A 19,634-nucleotide genomic window follows, 5' to 3' on the forward strand; every position below is an offset into this window, starting at 1 on the left:
GCTACCAGCACAACGGCCTCGCCTCATCGCCCCAAAAGATCCACCGCCGCGTCTCCACGTACGGCGACGTGCCCATCGAATACGGGTCCATGCCTGTCTCCACGCGTGCCAGCGTGACCAGGTAGCCGCCGTAGCTGGCGGCTACGATGGTGCTGCCGTCTGGCGACACGTCGATGGCGCTGAGGGAGCTGCCGATGTGGTGGCGCCACAGGGTTTGGCCGGTGTCGTCCACCGCGTGCAGGTAGCCGTGGGCGTGCCCCACGATCAGCGTGCCTGGCAATGTGGCAGATGCGTAGATGCGCCACTGGGTGTTGATGGCGGGGGCTTCTTGCGTCGTATCTTCAGCGCCTGCGGCGAGGGCGGGCAATGCCTCATCCAGCGGCGCGGCCAGCGTGCAACCGCCGTACAGGTGGCAGGAGTTGGCAAACAGCTGTGTGCCGTCATACGAGAAAGCGGCGTGGTGCGGGTAGGACGACAGGGGTTCGTAGCGGCGTAGCACTTCGCCGTCAGCGCTCAGCAGGATGTGCACACTGTCCTGGTCGCCCACGGCGATGTACCGCTCGTCGGGGGACAAGGCCATGTGCAGCATGTTGAGGGACAGCACTGCGCTTTGGTCTTCGTCGGACTGGTTCTTGGGCCAGGTGTAGGGGCCATCTTCGTCAAAGGTCTGCGGGTGAATGCGCTGGATGTGGCCCTGGGCATTCTCAGATTCCTGAGCGCTTTGGGCGCCCAGGGCGTGTAGCAGATAGATGCCCGTAGGGTTGGCCAGCAGCACGCGCTGGCCGTCGCTGAAGGGGATCAGTTCGTCGCATCGCTGTGCCGTGGGGTCTGCAACGGCCTGCACATGCCGCACGTGCTGCGTATGCTGCCCGTTCGTGGGTAAACCTTCGTTGCCTCGGGGCAGCGCAAACCGTGCGATGACCGGGCCGCCGAAACCGTCATGCGTGGTGACGTACTGGCCATCACTCTGTGCAAAACACCGCCGGTCGGGCGAGCGGCCCGCGCCTTTGAGTGCGGGCAGCGGCGTGTGCTGCGGGCCCTGCAGCGCTACCCAGTGCGCGGTGTCTTCGTACACCGGCCCGATGCGTGCAACCACGCGGCCGTCGTCCAGCGCAAACACGGGGCCAATGAAGGTGCCCGCTGTGGACGCAAGGTTCGCATAGGCATCGGGGGCGAAAGCAAACCGTTGGCGAAAGCGTTGGGACAAGTCCTCGTCGGCCCAGGCGCTGACCACGCGGGCCAGTTGCAGCACCGTGGGGGCGGCGGCCGCGCGCGGGTCTTCGGGTAGCGCTGCTTCTTCCGTGTCGCCATTGGCTACTTTCTCATCGTCCCTCTCTGCCCATTCTTCATCGGCGTTCTCGCTGTCTGCAGGGGTATGAGTGACCCTTCTGGCCGCTGCATCTGCGCCCATCACATGCGAGCGGATGGCGGCCACGTAGCCTTGGCCGTCTGCCTGCCATCGGTCGGACAGCATCATCAGCTCGACAGGAAATACCGCCGCATCGGGCAGATCTGGCGCCAGTGGCGGTGTGGCCAGCAGGTGCACGGCGGCTTCTATGCGCAGCGCTTGGGCACGGCGGGCTTGGTCTTGTTCGTGCTGGGTGCGGATGCGTGTTTCGACCGCCGAGTAAAACCGCAGCAGGCGCGCTATGTGGTCGGCTGCGCAGGTGGGCAGGGTGGCGCGGCTGTCGTTTTGCCGCTGCGAATAGCTGAACTCCACCACGGCAGGCCCATCGCGCGCTTCGTTCACATCGATCTGGTAGGCGCTGTGTGCGTTGAACTCCTCATCGCCCGGCGCGTCGCTACCGTTGTTCCAGCTGAGCTTCAGTGCGCGGCCCCAGGGCTCTCCGTCGTGCATGCAGGGCTGGCGCGCGCCCACCCAGATGCTGCCTTCCCAATAGCCGTTTTTATCGCTGTCCCACCAGTCGTTGTAGCGGTCGGTGAACACCGGCAATGACGTGAGGGACTCAATGCGCGCGGCGGTCAGCTCTGCCTTGAGGCGCTGGTGCAGCGGGTGGCGCGCGCGGTGCTGGCCCACGGCCTTGCGCACGTAGTCGAGCACGCCTCGCCAGGCGTGCTGGCATGCGGCCCATGCGGCAGGGGCGGTGTCGGGGGCCAGGGCCTTCCACTCGCCGGGCATGCCGTCGGTGTAGCCGCGGTAGATCAGCGTGAGCTGGCGCGGGGTGGGCACGGTGCGTCGCAGTAACAAGGCGGCCAAGCGCTGCAGCAGCCCCTGGTGATCGGGCACTTGTTCAACCGACAGATAAAAGTCCCAGGTCTTCCACACCGTGATGAACACGTTGTCCTCGCGCTGGTCTTTGTCTTCGTCCACATGGCGCCTGCACAGCGAAAAGTCGGTTTGCTGAAACCAGCCGTAGGCCTCGTGTTGCTTATACGCGATCACCGGGGTGCGCAGCACGGCCAAAATGTTGTCGATACTGATGGCGTTGTCGGCGCAGAGGTCGTGGGCGATGGGGAACAGAGCTTGGATATCGTCGCTGCTGCGTGTTGCGCTGTCGCCCCCGCGCACGGCAGCCACCACGGCATCGCGGTCCAGCAGGGCGCTGATGCCGTCCGCGCCAGGGGCAGCAGCGTCCAGAAACTCGGGGCCAAACACCGTAGCCACCACCTCGCACGAGAACTCTGCCAGGTGCGCAATGCTGCGCACTTCGTCCATCAAAAACTCCACCTGCTCGGGCCCGTTGATATCGAGGTGGTATTCGTCGGTGAATACGGCGACACGGGCCGTCAGCCCGCCGTGCACCCGCAGCTCGCCGTGGTTGTAGTGGCCCCACAGCAGGTCCGCCACACTGAGCGCGCCGCCCACACTGAGCAGCTGGCCGCCCAACACCGCGTTGTGCATGTGTGCATTACCCGTCACGACAAGGTGCGTGGTGCCGTCGGTGTCGTCACAGGTCAGCGCACCGTCGATGTGCAGGTTGCCTTCGATGAGGATGAGAAACGGTGTGCCGGGCGCGCTTGCCCCAATGATGCTGCCCGCATGGGTTTGCAACCATGTGCGCAGTGCACTGCCTGTGGCCAGCGGCGCGTCCAGGTGCAACTCCGGCAATTGCACATCGCCGGTAATGTGCAACACCGTCTCGCCACCGAGTTCGTCGGGGTTGCTGGCCAGGTGATTGGCGATCCAGCAGTCGGCGGGGACCAGGGCGGCAACATCGGTCAGCGGGCAGAGTCGGGCAATGGGCATGGTGCAGCAGGGCGATGAACAACCGGCGGGCATCCTACACCCCGGCCTGCAGGCTTCTGGCTTTGGGCTGACAATGATGTGTTGTCTTACTAATTCACTGCCATGTCCCAGAATCCTCCTGTGTTTGAAGTCCTGCCGCGCGACCTGTCCGCGTATCGACAAGGCAATGTCGGCATCGACTACGTGCACCGCTTCGAGTCCGGCAAGCCTGGCCCCCACGTGCTGATCAACGCGCTGACGCATGGCAACGAGATCTGCGGCATGGTGGCTGCCACGCACCTGCTGGACACGGGCGTGCGCCCGCTCATCGGCACGCTGACCATCAGTTTTGCCAACGTGGCTGCCTACGAGTCGTTTGACCAAAGCCGTCCGTTTGAAAGCCGCCAGCTGGTGCACAACCTCAACCGCGTGTGGTCTGCGGGCGAGCTGGACGGCACGGCAGCAAGCCCCGAGCTGGACCGTGCGCGCGTGCTGCGCCCCGTGGTGGCTGCGGCCGATCACATTCTGGACATCCACTCCACCAGCCAGGACGTGCAGCCTTTCTGGGTATACCCGGCCTACCCGCGCAATGCTGAAGTGGCGCTGGCCATTGGCAACCCGCCGGTGCATCTGGTCATGCCCAGCGGGTTGGGGTCGGGCACGCCGCTGATTCAGCATGGCCGCCACGGCCAGGCGACGGGAGACGGTGTGGCCCTGGTGGTGGAATGCGGACAGCATTTCCGTCAGTCGGCGGCCGATGTGGCCACTGCGGCTGCACTGGACTTCCTGGCGCACTTTGGTCTGGTGGATGCCGTTGCCGGCCGCCCTGCACCGGGCGCACAGCGCCGCTATGAACTGCTGGAAACCTGCATGGTGCGCACGCCGGACTTTGCCTTTACCCGGCCGATTGAAGGCTTTGAGGTGTTTGCCAAGGACGAGCTGATTGCCACCGATGGCACGCTGGAGATACGCGCCCTGTGCGACGACTGCACCGTGATGATGCCCACGCGTGAACCCATCGTGGGCCGCGAAGCGGTGTACCTGACGCGGCCCTTGTAAGCCGCGCTGCCTGGTTCAGAACGACGAGCCAGGCTGCTGCAAAAACGCCAGCTCTTGCGCGGTGGACGTGCGGCCCAGCACTGCGTTGCGGTGGGGGTAGCGCCCAAACCGCGCAATGATGTCGCGGTGCTGCACTTCAAACTTCAGGTTGTTCTCTAGCCCTGGCTGGTCAAACAGCGCCACGGCCTGGGTGTGGATGGCGGCAGACTCGCTGTGCATGTAGGGCATGTAGGCAAATGCACGCTGTGCAGGCGTCAGTGCGCTGTCATGTCGCCCGGCCACCAGTTCTTGCGCCAGTGTCAGGGCCTGCGCGTCCTGCGCAAACGCAACGGGTGAGCCACGGTGGATGTTGCGCGAGAACTGGTCCAGCACCAGGATCTCTGCCAGCCGCCCCTCTGGCGATGCCCGCCAAGCCCACAGCTCGCACCGCTGCGCAGCCTGCCACGCGGCCCCAAACCGCACGCGGATCATGGCGTCGATGGCGTCTTCTTGTGCAAAGTGCTGGGCGGGGGAGAGTTCTTCGAACCAGAAATGAAGAATGTCTTCGGCTTGCATGTGTTCTTTGAATGAAATTGGGGTCTAGCGCTTGATCATAGAGCGCGATAGGCTATCAAATTCATAGCATTCGAAGCGGGGCTTCTTCTAGTTCTTCAGGCGGATTTTTCCGTCCTTCACATACTGGTTGAATTGGTCGCGGGGCAACGATGCCGAGCCTACGATGTCTTCTTCTACCGTCCAGCTCAGGGTTGCGCTGTCGCCACTGTTGATGACTTCCGCGGCGCCTTCGGGAATCGCAATCGGTGCGCCGTCGCCGGGTGTGTAAGTCACGTGCCCATGGATGGTGGCTTGTTGGGTTTTGTAGGTGGGGTGTGTTGTTTGTGTCATTGCGATCTCCTTGCGGCGTTGCCGCTGTGGTCATCGCACCATTACAACGGCGTGCAGGGCAGTGGCATGTAAGACCGAGCCTCGCACGGCAGACGGGCGGGGCCGCCAATCACTGAATGGGTGAGTGAGTCAGTGAGTGAGTGCGGTGTGTCATTCAGCTCGGCGCCACCGGTCGTTTGCGCTCCTGGCGCACCAGATACAACCCGCTGCCAATGATGATGGCGCCTCCCAACAAGGTCGACGCCCCCGGTACCGTGTGCCACAGCACCCAGTCCAGCCCCAAGCCCCAGGCCAGTGCCGTGTATTCGAACGGCGCCACCACCGCGGCCTGCCCATGTTTGAAAGCTTGGGTGATCGCCAACTGGCCCGCAAACCCCGTCACCGCCAGGCCCGCGACCAGCGGCCAGTGCGCCTGCTCCACACCCACCCAGTTTGGCCAGGCCAGAGCCCCGGCACCCAGTGCCAGGAAGGCCGTGGCCCAAAAGACCAGACTGGCGCTGGAGTCTGTGCGTGTCAGAACCCGCCCGGTGATGGCCGACACCGCGTAGCCTATTGCAGCGCCGAGCACGGCCAGCGCGCCCACGGTAAAAAGAGCGTCCTGGCTGGGCCGCAGTGCCACCACCACGCCGACCATGCCCAGCGCAATCGCCACCCAGTGCTCGCCTCGCACCTTCTCTCCCAACACAACGGTCGACAGCGCCGTGATCAGCAACGGCGCGATGAAAAACAGCGTGTACGCCTCCGCCAGCGCCAGTTCCTTGAGCGCATACGCAAACAGCGCCAGCATCGACACATTGAGCACGCCACGCAGCAGGTGCAGCGGCCAGCGCACCTTCAGCAAGCCCGGCACTTCGCGCCGCCACAGCACATACAGCACGACCAGCGGCAGCGCCGCCCACCCCCGCAGCGCCGCCACCTGCATGGCGGGGTAGTGGGCCGACAGGGTTTTGAGCAGAGCGTCCATCACCGAGAAAAACCCGACCGCCACCACCATGGCAACGATGCCGCGCAGGTTCTCAGAACTGGCTGAAGATTGAGCAGGGAACATGGAATGGGAGAAGTGCAGGGTGCTGGAAAAGCCGCAAAAGTGTAGATGAGTCGAGATCGAAATCCGCTGCCCTTCACCGTGCCTCGAAGGCATTCTGCGCATGCTGCATCGCTATACTCATCGGGCCTTTTAAGGTGCTTTTGGCAACGGCTTGGCCCTTGGGTCGTGTGTGGCGTTGCAGTGTCTGTTTCTGGTCGACTAGTGGAGTGCGCATGCTGGATCCTGCTCTTTTTTCTCGTCAGTTAACCTGGGCCGACGCGTTGGGTTTTGTGAATCAGCAGGTGGTGGTATACGTGTCGGCCGCATCGGGCGTAGCGGAAATACCGCTGGATGTGCAGAGTGTCACCGAATCGCCTTCCGCTCCAGGAACACACCAGTTCGCCATTTGGTTTAAAGGGCCGTTGAATGCCCCCATCGAGCAAGGGACCTACCAACTGCGGCATTCCTCCCTCGGGGACTTCGCAGTGTTCATGACCCCCACTGCAAAGAAGACAGAGGGCTTTTTTTATGAAGCCTGCTTCTCCCATGTCGTGTGAGACTGGCTTGTCAGGCATTCCGGCCGAACTGCAACTGCGCGAAGCGGATGCGGCCGATCTCGTTTTTTTGCGCGCGCTGTATCGCACAGTACGCGATCCGGAATTGATGTTGACGCCTTGGGCCGAAACTGAACGCCAAGCCTTTTCAGATTCGCAATTTGCGCTGCAAGATCGCCACTACCGCGCGCACTACCCTGGCGCACTGCTTCTTGTGATTGAACACCAAGGCGTTCCCGTGGGACGTCTGTATCTTGGTACGGCCCCTGGCCCATTGCGTTTGATGGATCTGGCTTTCATGCCTTCTTGGCGGGGGCGGGGCTGGGGCACGGCGCTGGTGCGTGCAGTGGTTGGACGTGCCTACCGCGAAGCTCGTGATACGTTGTTGTTCGTGGAATCTAACAACCCGGCATACCGGCTGTACGGGCGCGAGGGCTTTGCCGACGAAGGTGTTGAGGGCGTCTACAGACGCATGCGACGGCGGCCCGTGCCGGTCAGGTCTGCCGATTGAAGATTGCCTCGATCTCTTGACCATTGGCGTCGTTAGGGCTGACAAAGATGGCGTGTGTTCCCAACTTTGGATGCGTAACGTCCCAAGTGCCTTGAGCCAACGAGTGAGGTTGCGAAGGCGCGAATAGCAGACGGAAGCTGCGGTCTTCATCTGTGGCTTCTTGCAACGCGATTGCGCGCTTTAGCACAGCCTTGGCTTGCACACCGCTCATGCTGAATGCGAAAGCTTCACCCTCCAATGGAACGAAATGACTCCGCAACAATGTCCCTGTCAGCGCTGGTGCGGTGGGGCGGAGTGCTGCATGAACAAGTCCCGTCGAAGCAGCAGCGGGCGCGATGCCGGCAGCTTTGAGAAGAGAGCGTCTTTGGTGGTTCATCGTCGAATTGAATCAAGGTTTCGGCCTCAATCGCGGGCCGGACAAGGCTTGGAATTGGGCGGGGCGATCTTGCCTCAGATTTTGTTGCAGCGCCATATTTGTCTTGCACCACGGCCCTGCTCCACATATATTCGCGTTCGCTTTTGGAGATAGGCATGCCTCGCGTGGCTTGATGCCATCGGCATTCCTTTCTCCTGTCTGATCTATCCCTCAAAATTCGCAGGCTGAATTGCCTGCAGCGCTCATGGCACAACCTTATGTTGGCGAAGTTCGTATGTTCGCTGGAAATTTTGCTCCTGTCGGCTGGGCCCTGTGCGAAGGGCAGCGACTGCAGATATCTGAATATGAAACGCTCTTCCAGTTGATCGGCACAACGTACGGCGGCGACGGTGAATCCACATTTGCATTGCCGGATTTGCGTGGTCGTATCCCCATTCACCAAGGCAATGCATTCCTTCTTGGGGAAACGGGCGGGGAAGAGGAAATAAGGTTGACCGTAAACCAGATCCCGAACCATATACATCTGCTGCTTGCTTCTGCGGGAACCGGTTATGTGGCATCGCCCGGTGGGTCGCTACCCGCCCGGCACCGTGACTACAAGACTTTTGTAAACGCAGGCCGCGCCGCGCAGGCCATGCATGCAGGCACACTTTCCCCAGCGGGGGGAAACCAGCCGCATGAGAACCGGCCACCGTTCCTGTGCGTGCATTTCATCATCTCGCTCTTCGGCATTTATCCGTCTCCCACCTGACGCCATGGCAGAACCTTTTCTCTCCGAGATCCGCATCGTCTCTTTTGCCTATCCGCCCAAGGGATGGGCGCTTTGTAACGGTCAGCTTTTGCCCATCAACCAGAATCAGGCGCTTTTTTCCCTGTTGGGGATAGCGTTTGGAGGGGATGGGCGAGTCAATTTTGCATTACCGGATTTTCGCGCGCGCATGCCCATCCATGTCGGCGGGTCGCACATTCTCGGAGAGCGCGGCGGAGAGCAGGCCCACACCTTGTCGGTGGTTGAGTTGCCGATGCACACCCACACCCCCCTGGCAACCTCTGCGGTCGGACGCGCTACGGGCCCTGCAGGCAACGCATTTGCCGCATCGCGTGGCAGCTATGCAACGTCGGCGACAGCGATTACCCGGACAGATTCCATTACGACCGTCGGTGGGGCACAGGCGCATCTCAATTGGCCCCCCTTCCTCACGCTGAGCTTTGTGATAGCTCTACAAGGCATTTTTCCTTCGCCCACCTGATCGTTCAAGACTAACGAATACGCGCCATGGCCGACCCTTTTGTTGCGGAAATCCGCATTGTCCCCTTCAACTTCGCACCCAAGGGATGGGCCTGGTGCGACGGGCAACTGCTGCCTCTCTCGCAGAACACCGCCCTGTTTTCGCTGTTGGGTACCACATACGGTGGGAACGGCACGAGCAACTTCGCCTTGCCCGATTTGCAAGGGCGTGCCCCCATGATGCCCGGGCAGGGGCCAGGCTTGTCCCTCTACGACCTCGGGCAGTCGGGCGGTTTGGAAACGGTGACCCTGACGGCCTCGGAAATGCCGGTGCACACCCATATGGTGTACGGCGGCAATGCAGCCGGGCCGGCGGTGGCCGACCCCTCTGGTGCAAGCCTGGGGCAGTCGCCAGCGCGCGCGTATGCCAACACAGTGCCGAGCGAGCCCATGGGGTCGGAGATGGTCACCTCGGCGGGCGGCAACCAGCCGCACAACAACATGCCTCCGTATCTCACGGCTTATTTCATCATTGCGTTGCAAGGTGTTTTTCCACCGCGACCCTGATCTGTTGCTTGCGACCCTTCTTGCGATTGTTCTCGACCTGCCCCTTTTCGATCAGTCCTGTAGTGACCTCCACCATGCGTTGTACCGTTCTTGCACTGGCGCTAGTCGCTTGCGCAATGCCTTCTTGGTCGCAAACCAAGCCCGTCGTGCAGCGCGAGTTCGCAGGGCGCGACAACCGCTTTGTCGCTATGCCCGCCAGCGATGCTGCAGCACGCTTTCGTGCGGCCGCAGGCGGGCGTCAAATCGCTTTTGATTCCACAGGTGTCCTGTTGCAGTCGCGACGCGCGCAAGTTGCGTCGGCCAAGTCGCACACCTTTGGCGCGAAAACCATCAATGATGGCGGTCTGCGGTACAGCTTTGAGGACACGGCCGGGGCTACACCACAAGGCGCCCAGGCTTCACCCACGGTGTATCACTGGCTTGTGGGAGATCGGACGCAGTGGCAGACAGGTCTCAAGAGCTACGGTTCTGTTGTCTATCGCGGCGTGTGGCCCGGCGTGGATGCCGTCTTTGCGGGCGACGCCGGGGGCTTCAAATACCAGTTTGAGTTGGTTGCAGGTGCCGATCCGCAGCGCGTGGTCTGGCGTGTGGACGGGGCTGATGGTGTAAGCCTGCAGGCGGATGGTTCGCTGCAATGGCGCTTGGGCGACGAGGTGCTGGTGGATGCCGCTCCGGTGGTGTTCCAGCCAGATGGCCAGCGTCGCATACCGGTGGCTGCACGCTACCGGGTCGAGCAAGCTGGCGAACGCAGCTGGCGTATCGGTTTCACCTTGGCTGCCCACGATGTCAACAAGCCATTGATCATCGACCCCGCCTGGACCGGGTATTCGGGGCTGGTTGGCGGCAACGCCGATGACCAGGTGTTTTCGGTAGCCCGTGACGATGATGGCAACACCTTTGCTTGTGGTTCCACACAGTCGCTGAACCTGCCAACCACCGGTGGCCTGGGAGATCGCGGCGGTGATGACGCCTTTGTAGTCAAGTTCGACCCCAAAGGGGTAGCCCAGTTTGTGACGTATGTGGGCGGAAGTGCCAACGACGCTTGCCATGGACTGGCGCTTGACTCCATCGGCGGCATCTATCTGGCGGGTGCAACGCATTCCACCAATTTCCCGACCGCAGGCGCCGATGCCGACAACCGGTTTCGCCGCACAAAGACTCAAGGCGATCGTGACGCGTTTGTGATGCAACTGGGCAGCAATGGCGCTTCGGTGACCTATTCGGGCTTCATTGGCGGAGCCGAAGACGACCAAGCCAATGCCATTGCGGTGGACGGCCTGGGCCGTGCCTATGTGACGGGTTTTTCTGTCTGTACCACCAGTGCTGTGGCCGGCTGCACCACTGCAGCCCCGGCGTTCCCTGTCTTTGGCGGTCCGAACCTGAGCCATGGTGGCGATCAGCTGGGCACCGGCGGCATGGACGCATTTGTGGCACGGGTTGCTGCCGGTGGCACCAGCCTGGACTATGCGGGCTTTATCGGCGGCAACGGTGGGGATGAGATGGGTAACGCTCTCGCGCTCTTGCCGGACGGCAGCGTGGCCGTGGCGGGCGCCACCGATTCCACGGCAGGCCTGCCCAGTCTGACCGGCTCTCGCACGGCATTGGCTTCCCGTTCTCTCGACGCGGCGGATGCATTCGTTGCCTTCGTCGCGGCGAACGGGAGCAGCGCACAGATGCAGATCCTGACAGGATCTCTGCCGCAAAACGGAGAGGTGGGCATGGACCGAGCGCTCGCCGTAGTGGTCGATTCCGAGGGGGTTGTCATTGTGGCGGGTGAAACCAATGCCCCCAATTTTCCGGCGAACGACGCTGGGGCCCGGTTCATTGCTGGAGGGGCGCAGAACACTGGAGGTGGCAACATGGACGGATTTGTCGTCCGTTTGCACCCCACCACGCCGTTTGCGACCTACCTGGGTGGCGCGGGCTATGACTATGTTGCGGCACTTGCGGATGATGGTGAAGCCCTCTATGCCACGGGATCCACTAGCGTCGGCACGGGGTTTCCGGTGGTGGCTCAGAGCGGAATCACCACCACGCGCCCCGGCCAGCAAGACGGATTTTTAACCAAGATTGCTCGCTCCACACCTGCGTCGTTGGTGTACTCGGGTTTTCTGGGCACCAGCGGGGCAGATGCCATGCACGCCCTTTCTGCCACGCTCGTTGATGCAGACACGATCCTGTCGGTCGGCGGGGTGACCACCTCTGGCGCTGCGGGTTTGACGAACCCCACCACAGGTGCTTCTGCCAGCGTTGCGGCCGCCAATGGACTGGTGTTGCGTATCGACCCCTTTGGCCCGCCACACCGTATGGATGTGGTGGCCGGCGCCCCTCAGTCGACACCCATCGGCCAGGCGTTCGTCACGCCGCTGCAGGTGCAGGTGTTTGATGTGGATTCCCGCGCGCTGCCGAACGTGGTGGTCAACTTCACCGCGCCCGGAGCGGGTGCGTCTGCCGCGCTGGATTCTGGCGGCACCGCCACTACCAATGCGAGCGGCATCGCTACGCTGAACGCAACTGCCAACATGCTGGCTGGAGCCTACAACATCACGGCTACGGCTGGAGCTTTGCAGACCACGCTGGCACTGACCAACGCCAAGGGTCAGCAAGCAGTGCTGACCGCTTCGGCCAGCCCCGTCAGCGTGGTTTACAACGGCACGTCGACCCTGTCGGTGGTGGGTGGAACGGGCACGGGCACGGTGGGCTACGCCGTCACGGACGGAGCTGCAAATTGTGCGCTGGCGGGCTCAACGGTCACCGGCACAGGCATTGGCAACTGCACCATCACCGCCACCAAAGCGTCTGACGACAACTACTTGCAGGCTACAACCACTGTCGATCTCACCGTAAGCAAGGCCAACCAGGCCGCGCTGACGGCGACCGCGTCGGCAAGCACCATTGCGCTGAATGGCACGGCCACACTGGGCGCTTCCGGTGGGTCCGGGTCCGGTGGCATCAGTTTTGCTGTCACCGCAGGCGCGAGCTCTTGCTCCGTTGCAGGCAATGTCGTCACCGGGGTGGGCGTGGGATCGTGCACCGTCACAGCCACGCGCGCGGCCGATGCTTTTTATAACGAGGTTTCGGGTCAGGTAGTCATCACTGTCACACGGGCTCTGCAAGTGGGCTGGTCCGTCGGCGCGACACCTTCAGCAGTGATCACGGTCAATGGCACATCCACGCTGGTGACATCCGGAGGGTCGGGTGCTGGGGCTGTCAGTTTGGCCATCACGGCGGGCGCGGCGTCATGTTCACTGTCGGGCAACGTGGTCACTGGGGTGACGCCCGGCACCTGCACAGTAACCGCCACCAATGCTGGCGATGCCCAGTATGAGCCGGCTTCCGCCACCGTGGACATCCAGGTGGACCAGGCCGCCCAGGCGCCTCTGGTTGCCACCGCCAGTCCCTCCGCGATTCCCTACCTCGGGACTGCTACGCTGGGGGCCTCCGGCGGGTCCGGTACGGGTGCGGTGGCATTTGCTGTAACGGCCGGAGGTGGGCAGTGCCAGGTTTCGGGCAACACTTTGACCGGCATTGGTGTTGGCGGCTGCACTGTGACGGCCACCAAGGCTGCAGACATCAACTACGGAGCTGCCACCGCCACAGTGGCGGTGCTGGTGGTCAAGGCGGCACAGCCGACGCTGACAGCGGTTGCGACACCGTCGTCACTGGCTCTCAATGGCACATCGACCCTCTCTGCCACCGGAGGTGCAGGCGGCGGTGCGGTGGCCTACGCCGTGACCTCGGGGGCTGCGGCATGTTCTCTAGCGGGCACTACAGTGACGGGGACCGCTATCGGTGTCTGCGAAATCACCGCAACCAAGGGCGGCGACGCGACATACGAGGCAATTTCTGACACCGTTGCCATCTCGGTGGGCAAAGCGTTGCAGACGATCACCTTTGCAGCGCTGAGCAACAAGGTACTTGGCAATCCCGAGTTCACTTTGACTGCGTCGTCCAGTTCAGGGCTGACCGTCAGGTTTGCAATCGATACGCCCCTGGTCTGTACCGTCACGGGCACCACGGTGCGCTTGCTGGGCATTGGTACGTGCCGTGTGATCGCATCGCAAGCCGGAGATGCGAGCTATAACGCCGCGCCGGATGTGCAGCAAACATTCACGGTGGCGCCACCGCCCACGGCAGGTCCTGGTGTAACGGGTACAACGCCTGCAGGCCCTGCTGCGGCAGACATATCGACCCCCGCTTGGGTGTTTGCAGAGCCTGGCACAGGCAAGTTTCAGAACGCAGGCTTCATTCCCCTCACTGGGCATCCCAAGTCGCCTTCGGAGGCGCCACCCAGCGGGATGTCTTTCCCCATGGGCTTGTTCGATCTGGTGGTGATCAGCGGCGTTCCAGGTTCCTCTTTTACCGTCAAGCTCACCTATCCCACGGCATTGCCCCGGGGAACGCAATACTGGAAGTACGGAGCCACACCCTCCAACCAGACGCCTCATTGGTATGCGTATCCAGGTGCTGTGATTTCCGGCAACACCATCACGCTCACCGTGGTAGACGGTCAGCAGGGTGATGACGATCTGCTTGCGAACGCCGTGATCCTTGACCCCGGAGGCCCTGCGGTACTGGCTGCCGGGCCGGGCGGAGCCGCCGCCATCCCGACACTTTCGGAATGGGGGCGCCTGCTGCTCATGTTCCTGATGGCCGCCGCAGCCTGGGGGGTCATGCGTCGGCGTGCCATCCGCTGAAGTCCTTGTATGAGTGAGGATGGGCCGCGCTTCGGTTGAGGTGAGTTAGCGGCGCGGGCCTGTTTTCTGGGAGCGGTTTTCCACCGCCAAATGGATCACGGGGATGGCCCACAACACCACCAGCGCCAGCACCGTGGTGAGGACCGCCGTAGCCTCTTGCCCCAGCCCGGCCGCCACGCCAATGGCGGCGGTCAGCCAGATGCCTGCGGCGGTGGTGAGGCCCTTGACCTGGTTTTCTCCGTCGCCCTTCAGGATAGTGCCCGCGCCCAGAAACCCCACGCCTGCGATGATGCCCTGCAGCACGCGGCTGTTGTCTGCAGGGCCGATGCCTGCCTGCTGGGACACCAGCACGAACAGTGCGGCGCCCATGGCGACCAGCATGTGGGTGCGCACCCCGGCCGCCTTGCCTGCGTGCTCACGCTCCCATCCCAGCAGACCGCCCAGCAGCCCTGCCATGCCCAGGCGCACCACGATGCGGGTCGCCTGTGCCACGTCGGGTACATCAGAAAATTCTGATGCCACCGTGGTCGCAATCTGTTGCCACCAACTGCTCATGATGCAAAACCCCGGTGCGATGTGCGGGCGATGGCGCGCTGATGGGGATGAGAGATGTTTGGGGTCATGGGATCTTTGGGCGGACAGTGTCTTGGGGAGGATGCGCCGCGCCGGGCGCGTGGTTCGTGTCAAAGCGCTTTGCTGGGGCACTGTCGCGCAGCGCCGGGCGGCCGTCTACCGGCGTGGCGCGCGGGCGTGGGTAGGACGCAGCCGACGCACAGCCCTACAGTTCTTGCCGTTTGATACTGTAAATATCTGGTCAAATTGGCCTCTAGCGCTTATCTGTAAAGCGCTATCAGCTATCAATTTAATAGTTTGTGGCGGCTGCAATATGTCTCCGAAAAATACGGGTTGAACCTGTCAGAGCGGCGCAGAGTCTGAATCGGTTTGGGACTTGGCACGCCCACAAGGAGCTTGAATGGACCCCCAACGCATCGTGCTCATCCAGGGCCACCCAGATGCCACCGCCCCCCACCTGTGCCACGCGTTGGCGCAGGCCTATGCAGACGGCGCCACCGCCGCGGGGCACGAGGTGCGGCAGATCGACATTGCCGCCATTGACTTCCCCTGGCTGCGCAGCCAGCACGAATGGGAACTGGGCCTGCTGCCCGCATCGCTCAAACCAGCGCAGGCCGACATCGGCTGGGCGCAGCACATCGTGCTGTTTTTTCCGCTGTGGCTGGGTGACATGCCCGCGTTGCTCAAAGCGTTTTTGGAGCAGGTCGCTCGACCCGGGTTTGCGTTTGCCGCAGAGGGCAGCAACCCCTTTGGCCACAAAGGACTCACAGGCCGCAGCGCACGCGTTGTGGTCACCATGGGCATGCCTGCGCTGGTGTACCGCTGGTACTTTCGCGCACACAGCGTGAAGTCGCTGGAGCGCAACATCCTGGGCTTTGTGGGCATTGCCCCGGTGAACGAAACGCTGGTGGGCAGCGTGGAGCAACTGGGCGAGGAGGGCGTGGCCAAGTGGAAGCGTCGGATGCACGCTTTGGGTGCAAAAGCGGGTTAGTGCAGGGTACGGCGGGGTAGGCGCATGGAAGGGCGTTGATACCCGACACTCCCGTTCATCTCAGCCAAACGCCCGCGCAGCCGCCATCGCACCCATCCGCTGGCTGATGGCAAAAAACTCTGCCACCGTGTCGTCAATGATCTGCTGCGCGGTTTTGACAGAGTCAATCAGCCCAACGGTTTGCCCCGCCAGCGCAGGCGCGGCCTCCATGTCGCCGTCAAAGTACACGCGCTGGATGCCTTCAAAGCTGTCGGCGGGCATCAGGCCCGCCTCATGGATGGCCAGGGTGCGCTCGGACTTGAGCGCGCGGATGCAGGGGCTGGCCTTGGTGTTGAGCATCCAGGTGCCGGTCACGCCCGCATCGACGATGGCGTTCTTGTAGTTTGCGTGCACCGGGCTTTCGGCGCAGCTGACAAACCGCGTGCCCATCTGCACAGCCTCGGCCCCGAGCGCAAACGCCGCTGCCATGCCGCGCCCGTCGCAGATGCCGCCTGCCGCCACCAAAGGCACATCCACGCGCGCGCGGATGGCCTGCAGTAGCACCAGCGTGGAGACCTCTTCGGGGTTCTTGAAGCCGCCGCCTTCGCCGCCTTCGACCACCAGGCCGTCGATGCCTGCGTCCACGCATTTGAGTGCGGTGTCCACCGTGGGCACCGCGTGGTACACGGTGATGCCGGCGTCTTTGAGCGGAGCAATGAACTTGGCAGGACTGCCGGCCGAGGTGGTCACAAACTTCACGCCCGACGCGCATACAAAGCGCAGCATGGCGTCGTCCTTCAAAAAGCGGATGGGCAGGTTCACGCCAAACGGTAGGCCCAGCGCGCTCATTTGGGTGATCTCGGCCTGGCAGTTGGCGGTCTCGCCGGATGACGTCTCGATGATGCCCAGCCCGCCCGCGCGGGACACGGCCGACGCCAGTTGCGTGCGCGCGATCCAGCCCATGGGCGCCTGGATGATGGGGTAGCGCGCGCCGGTGTGGGCGAGGACGCGGTTGGTGGCGGGTGGGGTCATGGACGCAGTCTCCTGATTTTTGGAGTGCCCATTATTTCGACGGGTGCGCCGTCGTCGTGTCGCCCGCGTTACGGTGCTTCAGGCGCTTGGTGTCTCATTTGCGTTGTCCCACGGCAACCGCGCAAACAGCTGCTGCCAGTCAGACGTGGGGCTGGCGGTTGGGTCTTGGGTGTTTTGCGCCGTGTCGCAGCCACCAAAAGCAGGCCATTGCAGCCCGCTGTCAAACGTCATCGCAACGCCTGTCACCGGGTGAGGCACCGTCAGTTGCCACGCATGCAACCACAGCCTTTGCTGCCCCAGCCGTTCTGCCCACCAGCGGTTGATGGGGCCCTTGCCGTGCGTAGCATCGCCAAGGATGGGGTGCGCCAGGTGCTTCAGGTGACGGCGGATCTGATGGCGCCGCCCGGTGGTGGGCACCGCCTCGACGAGCGACGCGCGCGTGCTGGCAAAACGCGCATCGCTGGCCTCGGGCAGGGTGAGCTGCGCAAGGCGCCTAAAACGGGTGTGTGCGTCCTGCACCGCCGCATCGGGTGGGGCATCGTCGGGCCTCAATGCATGGTCCACCTCGATGGCCTCGGGCGCCCAGCCGCGCACCATGGACAGGTAGCGCTTGTGCGTAGCGTGGTTTTCAAACCCCTGTGACAGTGCCCGCGCAGCATCGCTGTGAAGCGCCATCACCAGCACGCCGCAGGTGCCCTTGTCCAGCCGGTGCACCGGAAACACATGCTGCCCCAGCTGGTCGCGCAGGGTCTGCATTACAAACCGCGTCTCGCCCGCGTCCAGCCCCGTGCGGTGCACCAGCCAGCCCGCAGGCTTGTAGACGGCCACCAGGTGCTCGTCGCGCCAGAGGATGTGCAGGGGGTGCGATGAATACATCAATGAAGGGGGTTAGGGAAGGCGCGCATTGTGCCGCACGCCCACCTGCCTACACTGCATCCCATTGAGTTTGTGCAGAGGGTTCACGTTATGTCAGGTGGAGACTGGAAAGACATGTACGCCGCCGCAGTGGAAGGCGACTTGGCGCTGGTGCGCTACCACATCAACGCGGGTGTCAACCCCAACTACCAGCATCCCGAGATTTTGTGCACGCCCCTGGTGGCCAGCCTCATCCATGGCCACAGCGACATTGCACACTATCTGCTGGACCACGGCGCCGACCCGCAGTTGCGGTCTGATTTTGACGACATGACCCCGCTGGAGGCAGCGCGCCGTCATGGACGCACAGCCTTTGTGGCGCTGTTGCGGGCGCGGGGCGCCAAGGAAGAGCGCAAACCGTTCTGGTGGCGCTGGCTTCCGGTGTAAGGGCGAAGCCAGTCCACAGTCGGTCGAGCCCGCGCGGCCCCCACCAGCGGCCGCCGTGCAAGGGCCGCCCCGCCGTACGGGCGGCGTCCCCCTCGGGGGGGAAGGCGCCGCAGGCGACTCAGGGGGGGCTTTCTTCCTTCGCCCGCATCTTGGCCGCGATGTATTCCCCATGCGTCACATGCAGCAAACCCGCCACCTTGCTGATGGTGTGGTTCTCGTTGGCGTCGATGTGTGCATCCGCATAGGCCACTTGCCACATCGCTTCCACCAGGCGGATCTTCTGGTCTTGTGTGAAGTGGTCGTTCAGGCTGCCAGTAAAGCGCTGGTAGTCGTAGGCGGTCTTGGATGTGGTCACCGCCAGCTCCAGCAGGCGCTCCAGCTCGTCGTCGCTCAGCGCAAACTTGCTGCGCAGGGCGGTGACCATGGCGGTGCGCTCAGCCTCGTCCATCGACGTTTCGGACCGCACCACCTCCACCAGCAGTACGGCCGCGGCCAGTTGCACGGCGTGCTCGCGCTCTGCGGGGGATTGGCTGGCGTTGGGTTGGGTGAAGCTGTCAAACAGGTCTTTGAGTGTCTTGAGCATGGGCGGCGTGAAAAAAATCGGAAAAAGGTGGAGGGGCGCGGCACAAGGATGGTTCCCCGGGGTACGTGCTGCGCGAACCGTTCAGCGCTGATTACGGCGGCGGTTGCCATCGTTTGCTCGCCTCTTTACGGGCAGCACGCGACAATTGGCGGCCATGAAGAAATCCATTCTCCCCCTGCAACTGCTGGTTGCCCCCAATAAAAACGACCCTTCCCCTCTGGTGCTGTACCACGGGCGCAATTGCCCCGATGGCTTTGGCGCCGCGCTGGCCGCCTGGCTGTATTACGGCGACAGCGCTGAATATCTGGGGCTGGACCACGGCGACATCAAGACGGTGGAGGACCTCCCCCCGGTGACGGGCCGCACGGTCTACATCCTCGATTTTTCGTTTTCTGCCGACATTCTTTACGCCATTGACGAGCGCGCAGCCAAGCTCGTGATGCTAGACCACCACAAGAGCGCCGCCGAAAAGCTCACCGGCTTTGCCTGCCGCTGTGGCGTGGTGCACTTTGACATGGACAAATCGGGCGCGCGGCTGGCGTGGGAGTTTTTTCACCCGCACCTCCCCGTGCCCCCTTTGCTGCAGTACGTGGAAGACCGCGACATCTGGAAGTGGGAGTTCGACGAAAGCGCTGCATTCCTCTCGGCCCTCGACATGGAAGAGCAGGGCTTTGCACGCTGGCAGGAGATCGCAGGTTTCACCCCCGAGCAGCTCACCAGCTTCATGGCGCGCGGCGCGGCCATGGACGAGAAATACCGCAAGCTCGCCACTGACATTGCCGAGGGCGCACAACCCCTGGTGTTCAACGGCATCGAAGGCCTCATGGTCAATGCGCCTGGCATGTTCCACAGCCTGGTGGGCGACATCCTGTCTGCCAAGACCGGCACCTTTGCGCTGATGTGGAGCGCAGGTGCCAAGGGCGTGAAAGCGGGCCTGCGCTCGCAGCGCAACTTTGACTGCATCGCGTTGGCCGAAAGCATGGGCGGTGGGGGCCATGCGCAGGCCTGCGGGTTCAAGATGGGTGTGGAGCGCCTGCCCGAGCTGCTGACCGGCACCTTTAACGCAACAACGCCGTAGCCGTT

At 63.0% G+C, this 19,634-nt stretch carries 19 protein-coding genes; 10 read left to right on the forward strand and 9 right to left on the reverse strand.

The window, feature by feature from the left end; genetic code table 11:
• Position 1: 1 nt before the first annotated feature.
• Positions 2-3,208 (reverse strand): WD40 repeat domain-containing protein, encoded by a 3,207-nt coding sequence (locus ACK4OE_RS06080; protein ID WP_409883743.1) that lies wholly within the window; start codon positions 3,206-3,208, stop codon positions 2-4.
• A gap of 102 nt (positions 3,209-3,310) precedes the next feature.
• Here ACK4OE_RS06080 and ACK4OE_RS06085 point away from each other — a divergent pair, with 102 nt between their 5' ends.
• On the forward strand, positions 3,311-4,246 hold the full coding sequence (locus ACK4OE_RS06085; protein ID WP_409883744.1) for a succinylglutamate desuccinylase/aspartoacylase family protein: 936 nt from the start codon (positions 3,311-3,313) through the stop codon (positions 4,244-4,246).
• A 15-nt stretch (positions 4,247-4,261) separates the two neighbouring features.
• Here ACK4OE_RS06085 and ACK4OE_RS06090 read toward each other — a convergent pair whose 3' ends face one another.
• The 3 genes from ACK4OE_RS06090 to ACK4OE_RS06100 all read right to left on the reverse strand — a co-directional run bounded on the left by ACK4OE_RS06090 (position 4,262) and on the right by ACK4OE_RS06100 (position 6,179).
• Positions 4,262-4,801, reverse strand: a complete 540-nt coding sequence (locus ACK4OE_RS06090; RefSeq protein WP_409883745.1) for a DUF924 family protein — start codon at positions 4,799-4,801, stop codon at positions 4,262-4,264.
• Between the two features lie 87 nt (positions 4,802-4,888).
• Complete coding sequence (locus tag ACK4OE_RS06095) at positions 4,889-5,131, reverse strand: hypothetical protein (RefSeq protein WP_409883747.1); 243 nt, start codon at positions 5,129-5,131, stop codon at positions 4,889-4,891.
• 154 nt (positions 5,132-5,285) lie between these two features.
• Positions 5,286-6,179: a DMT family transporter gene (locus tag ACK4OE_RS06100; protein WP_409883749.1), complete on the reverse strand. Its 894-nt coding sequence runs from the start codon at positions 6,177-6,179 to the stop codon at positions 5,286-5,288.
• Positions 6,180-6,391: 212 nt separating this feature from the next.
• On the opposite strand from ACK4OE_RS06100, the gene ACK4OE_RS06105 reads away from it, so the two are divergent.
• Both ACK4OE_RS06105 and ACK4OE_RS06110 read left to right on the forward strand, forming a co-directional pair.
• Positions 6,392-6,715 carry a DUF6916 family protein gene (locus ACK4OE_RS06105; protein WP_409883750.1) on the forward strand — a complete coding sequence of 108 codons (324 nt, stop codon included), beginning with the start codon at positions 6,392-6,394 and terminating at the stop codon, positions 6,713-6,715.
• Complete coding sequence (locus tag ACK4OE_RS06110; protein ID WP_409883751.1) at positions 6,687-7,223, forward strand: GNAT family N-acetyltransferase; 537 nt, start codon at positions 6,687-6,689, stop codon at positions 7,221-7,223. The genes ACK4OE_RS06105 and ACK4OE_RS06110 overlap by 29 nt, the downstream gene beginning before the upstream one ends.
• On the opposite strand, the gene ACK4OE_RS06115 is transcribed toward ACK4OE_RS06110, so the two are convergent.
• Positions 7,207-7,599: a DUF6916 family protein gene (locus tag ACK4OE_RS06115; RefSeq protein WP_409883752.1), complete on the reverse strand. Its 393-nt coding sequence runs from the start codon at positions 7,597-7,599 to the stop codon at positions 7,207-7,209. The two genes, ACK4OE_RS06110 and ACK4OE_RS06115, sit on opposite strands and share 17 nt — an antisense overlap.
• 244 nt (positions 7,600-7,843) lie before the next feature.
• On the opposite strand from ACK4OE_RS06115, the gene ACK4OE_RS06120 reads away from it, so the two are divergent.
• The 4 genes from ACK4OE_RS06120 to ACK4OE_RS06135 all read left to right on the forward strand — a co-directional run bounded on the left by ACK4OE_RS06120 (position 7,844) and on the right by ACK4OE_RS06135 (position 14,091).
• Positions 7,844-8,350, forward strand: a complete 507-nt coding sequence (locus ACK4OE_RS06120) for a phage tail protein (RefSeq protein ID WP_409883753.1) — start codon at positions 7,844-7,846, stop codon at positions 8,348-8,350.
• A gap of 4 nt (positions 8,351-8,354) precedes the next feature.
• A complete protein-coding gene (locus ACK4OE_RS06125; protein ID WP_409883754.1) occupies positions 8,355-8,849 on the forward strand; it encodes a phage tail protein in 495 nt (164 codons plus the stop codon).
• A gap of 26 nt (positions 8,850-8,875) precedes the next feature.
• Positions 8,876-9,394, forward strand: coding sequence for a phage tail protein (locus ACK4OE_RS06130; protein WP_409883755.1), 519 nt, complete (start codon positions 8,876-8,878; stop codon positions 9,392-9,394).
• A 116-nt stretch (positions 9,395-9,510) separates the two neighbouring features.
• Positions 9,511-14,091 carry an IPTL-CTERM sorting domain-containing protein gene (locus ACK4OE_RS06135; protein WP_409883756.1) on the forward strand — a complete coding sequence of 1,527 codons (4,581 nt, stop codon included), beginning with the start codon at positions 9,511-9,513 and terminating at the stop codon, positions 14,089-14,091.
• Positions 14,092-14,136: 45 nt separating this feature from the next.
• On the opposite strand, the gene ACK4OE_RS06140 is transcribed toward ACK4OE_RS06135, so the two are convergent.
• Entirely contained in the window at positions 14,137-14,646 is a 510-nt protein-coding gene (locus ACK4OE_RS06140; protein WP_409883757.1) for an MgtC/SapB family protein, read from the reverse strand.
• Between the two features lie 418 nt (positions 14,647-15,064).
• Between ACK4OE_RS06140 and ACK4OE_RS06145 the strand changes: the two genes are divergently transcribed.
• The gene (locus ACK4OE_RS06145; protein WP_409883759.1) at positions 15,065-15,655 is read left to right on the forward strand and encodes an NAD(P)H-dependent oxidoreductase; all 591 of its coding nucleotides are present in this window, start codon (positions 15,065-15,067) and stop codon (positions 15,653-15,655) included.
• A gap of 60 nt (positions 15,656-15,715) precedes the next feature.
• Here the strand turns inward: ACK4OE_RS06145 and ACK4OE_RS06150 are convergent, their stop codons facing one another.
• Both ACK4OE_RS06150 and ACK4OE_RS06155 read right to left on the reverse strand, forming a co-directional pair.
• Positions 15,716-16,666: an NAD(P)H-dependent flavin oxidoreductase gene (locus ACK4OE_RS06150; protein WP_409883760.1), complete on the reverse strand. Its 951-nt coding sequence runs from the start codon at positions 16,664-16,666 to the stop codon at positions 15,716-15,718.
• A 78-nt stretch (positions 16,667-16,744) separates the two neighbouring features.
• Positions 16,745-17,542 (reverse strand): pseudouridine synthase, encoded by a 798-nt coding sequence (locus tag ACK4OE_RS06155; RefSeq protein ID WP_409883761.1) that lies wholly within the window; start codon positions 17,540-17,542, stop codon positions 16,745-16,747.
• A gap of 114 nt (positions 17,543-17,656) precedes the next feature.
• Here ACK4OE_RS06155 and ACK4OE_RS06160 point away from each other — a divergent pair, with 114 nt between their 5' ends.
• Positions 17,657-17,968: an ankyrin repeat domain-containing protein gene (locus ACK4OE_RS06160; protein WP_409883763.1), complete on the forward strand. Its 312-nt coding sequence runs from the start codon at positions 17,657-17,659 to the stop codon at positions 17,966-17,968.
• 118 nt (positions 17,969-18,086) lie between these two features.
• Here the strand turns inward: ACK4OE_RS06160 and ACK4OE_RS06165 are convergent, their stop codons facing one another.
• On the reverse strand, positions 18,087-18,551 hold the full coding sequence (locus tag ACK4OE_RS06165) for a TerB family tellurite resistance protein (protein WP_409883764.1): 465 nt from the start codon (positions 18,549-18,551) through the stop codon (positions 18,087-18,089).
• A gap of 154 nt (positions 18,552-18,705) precedes the next feature.
• On the opposite strand from ACK4OE_RS06165, the gene ACK4OE_RS06170 reads away from it, so the two are divergent.
• Complete coding sequence (locus ACK4OE_RS06170) at positions 18,706-19,629, forward strand: DHH family phosphoesterase (protein ID WP_409883766.1); 924 nt, start codon at positions 18,706-18,708, stop codon at positions 19,627-19,629.
• Positions 19,630-19,634: the final 5 nt, after the last annotated feature.

The organism is Acidovorax sp., from assembly GCF_046314175.1.
Taxonomy (GTDB): domain Bacteria; phylum Pseudomonadota; class Gammaproteobacteria; order Burkholderiales; family Burkholderiaceae_C; genus Acidovorax.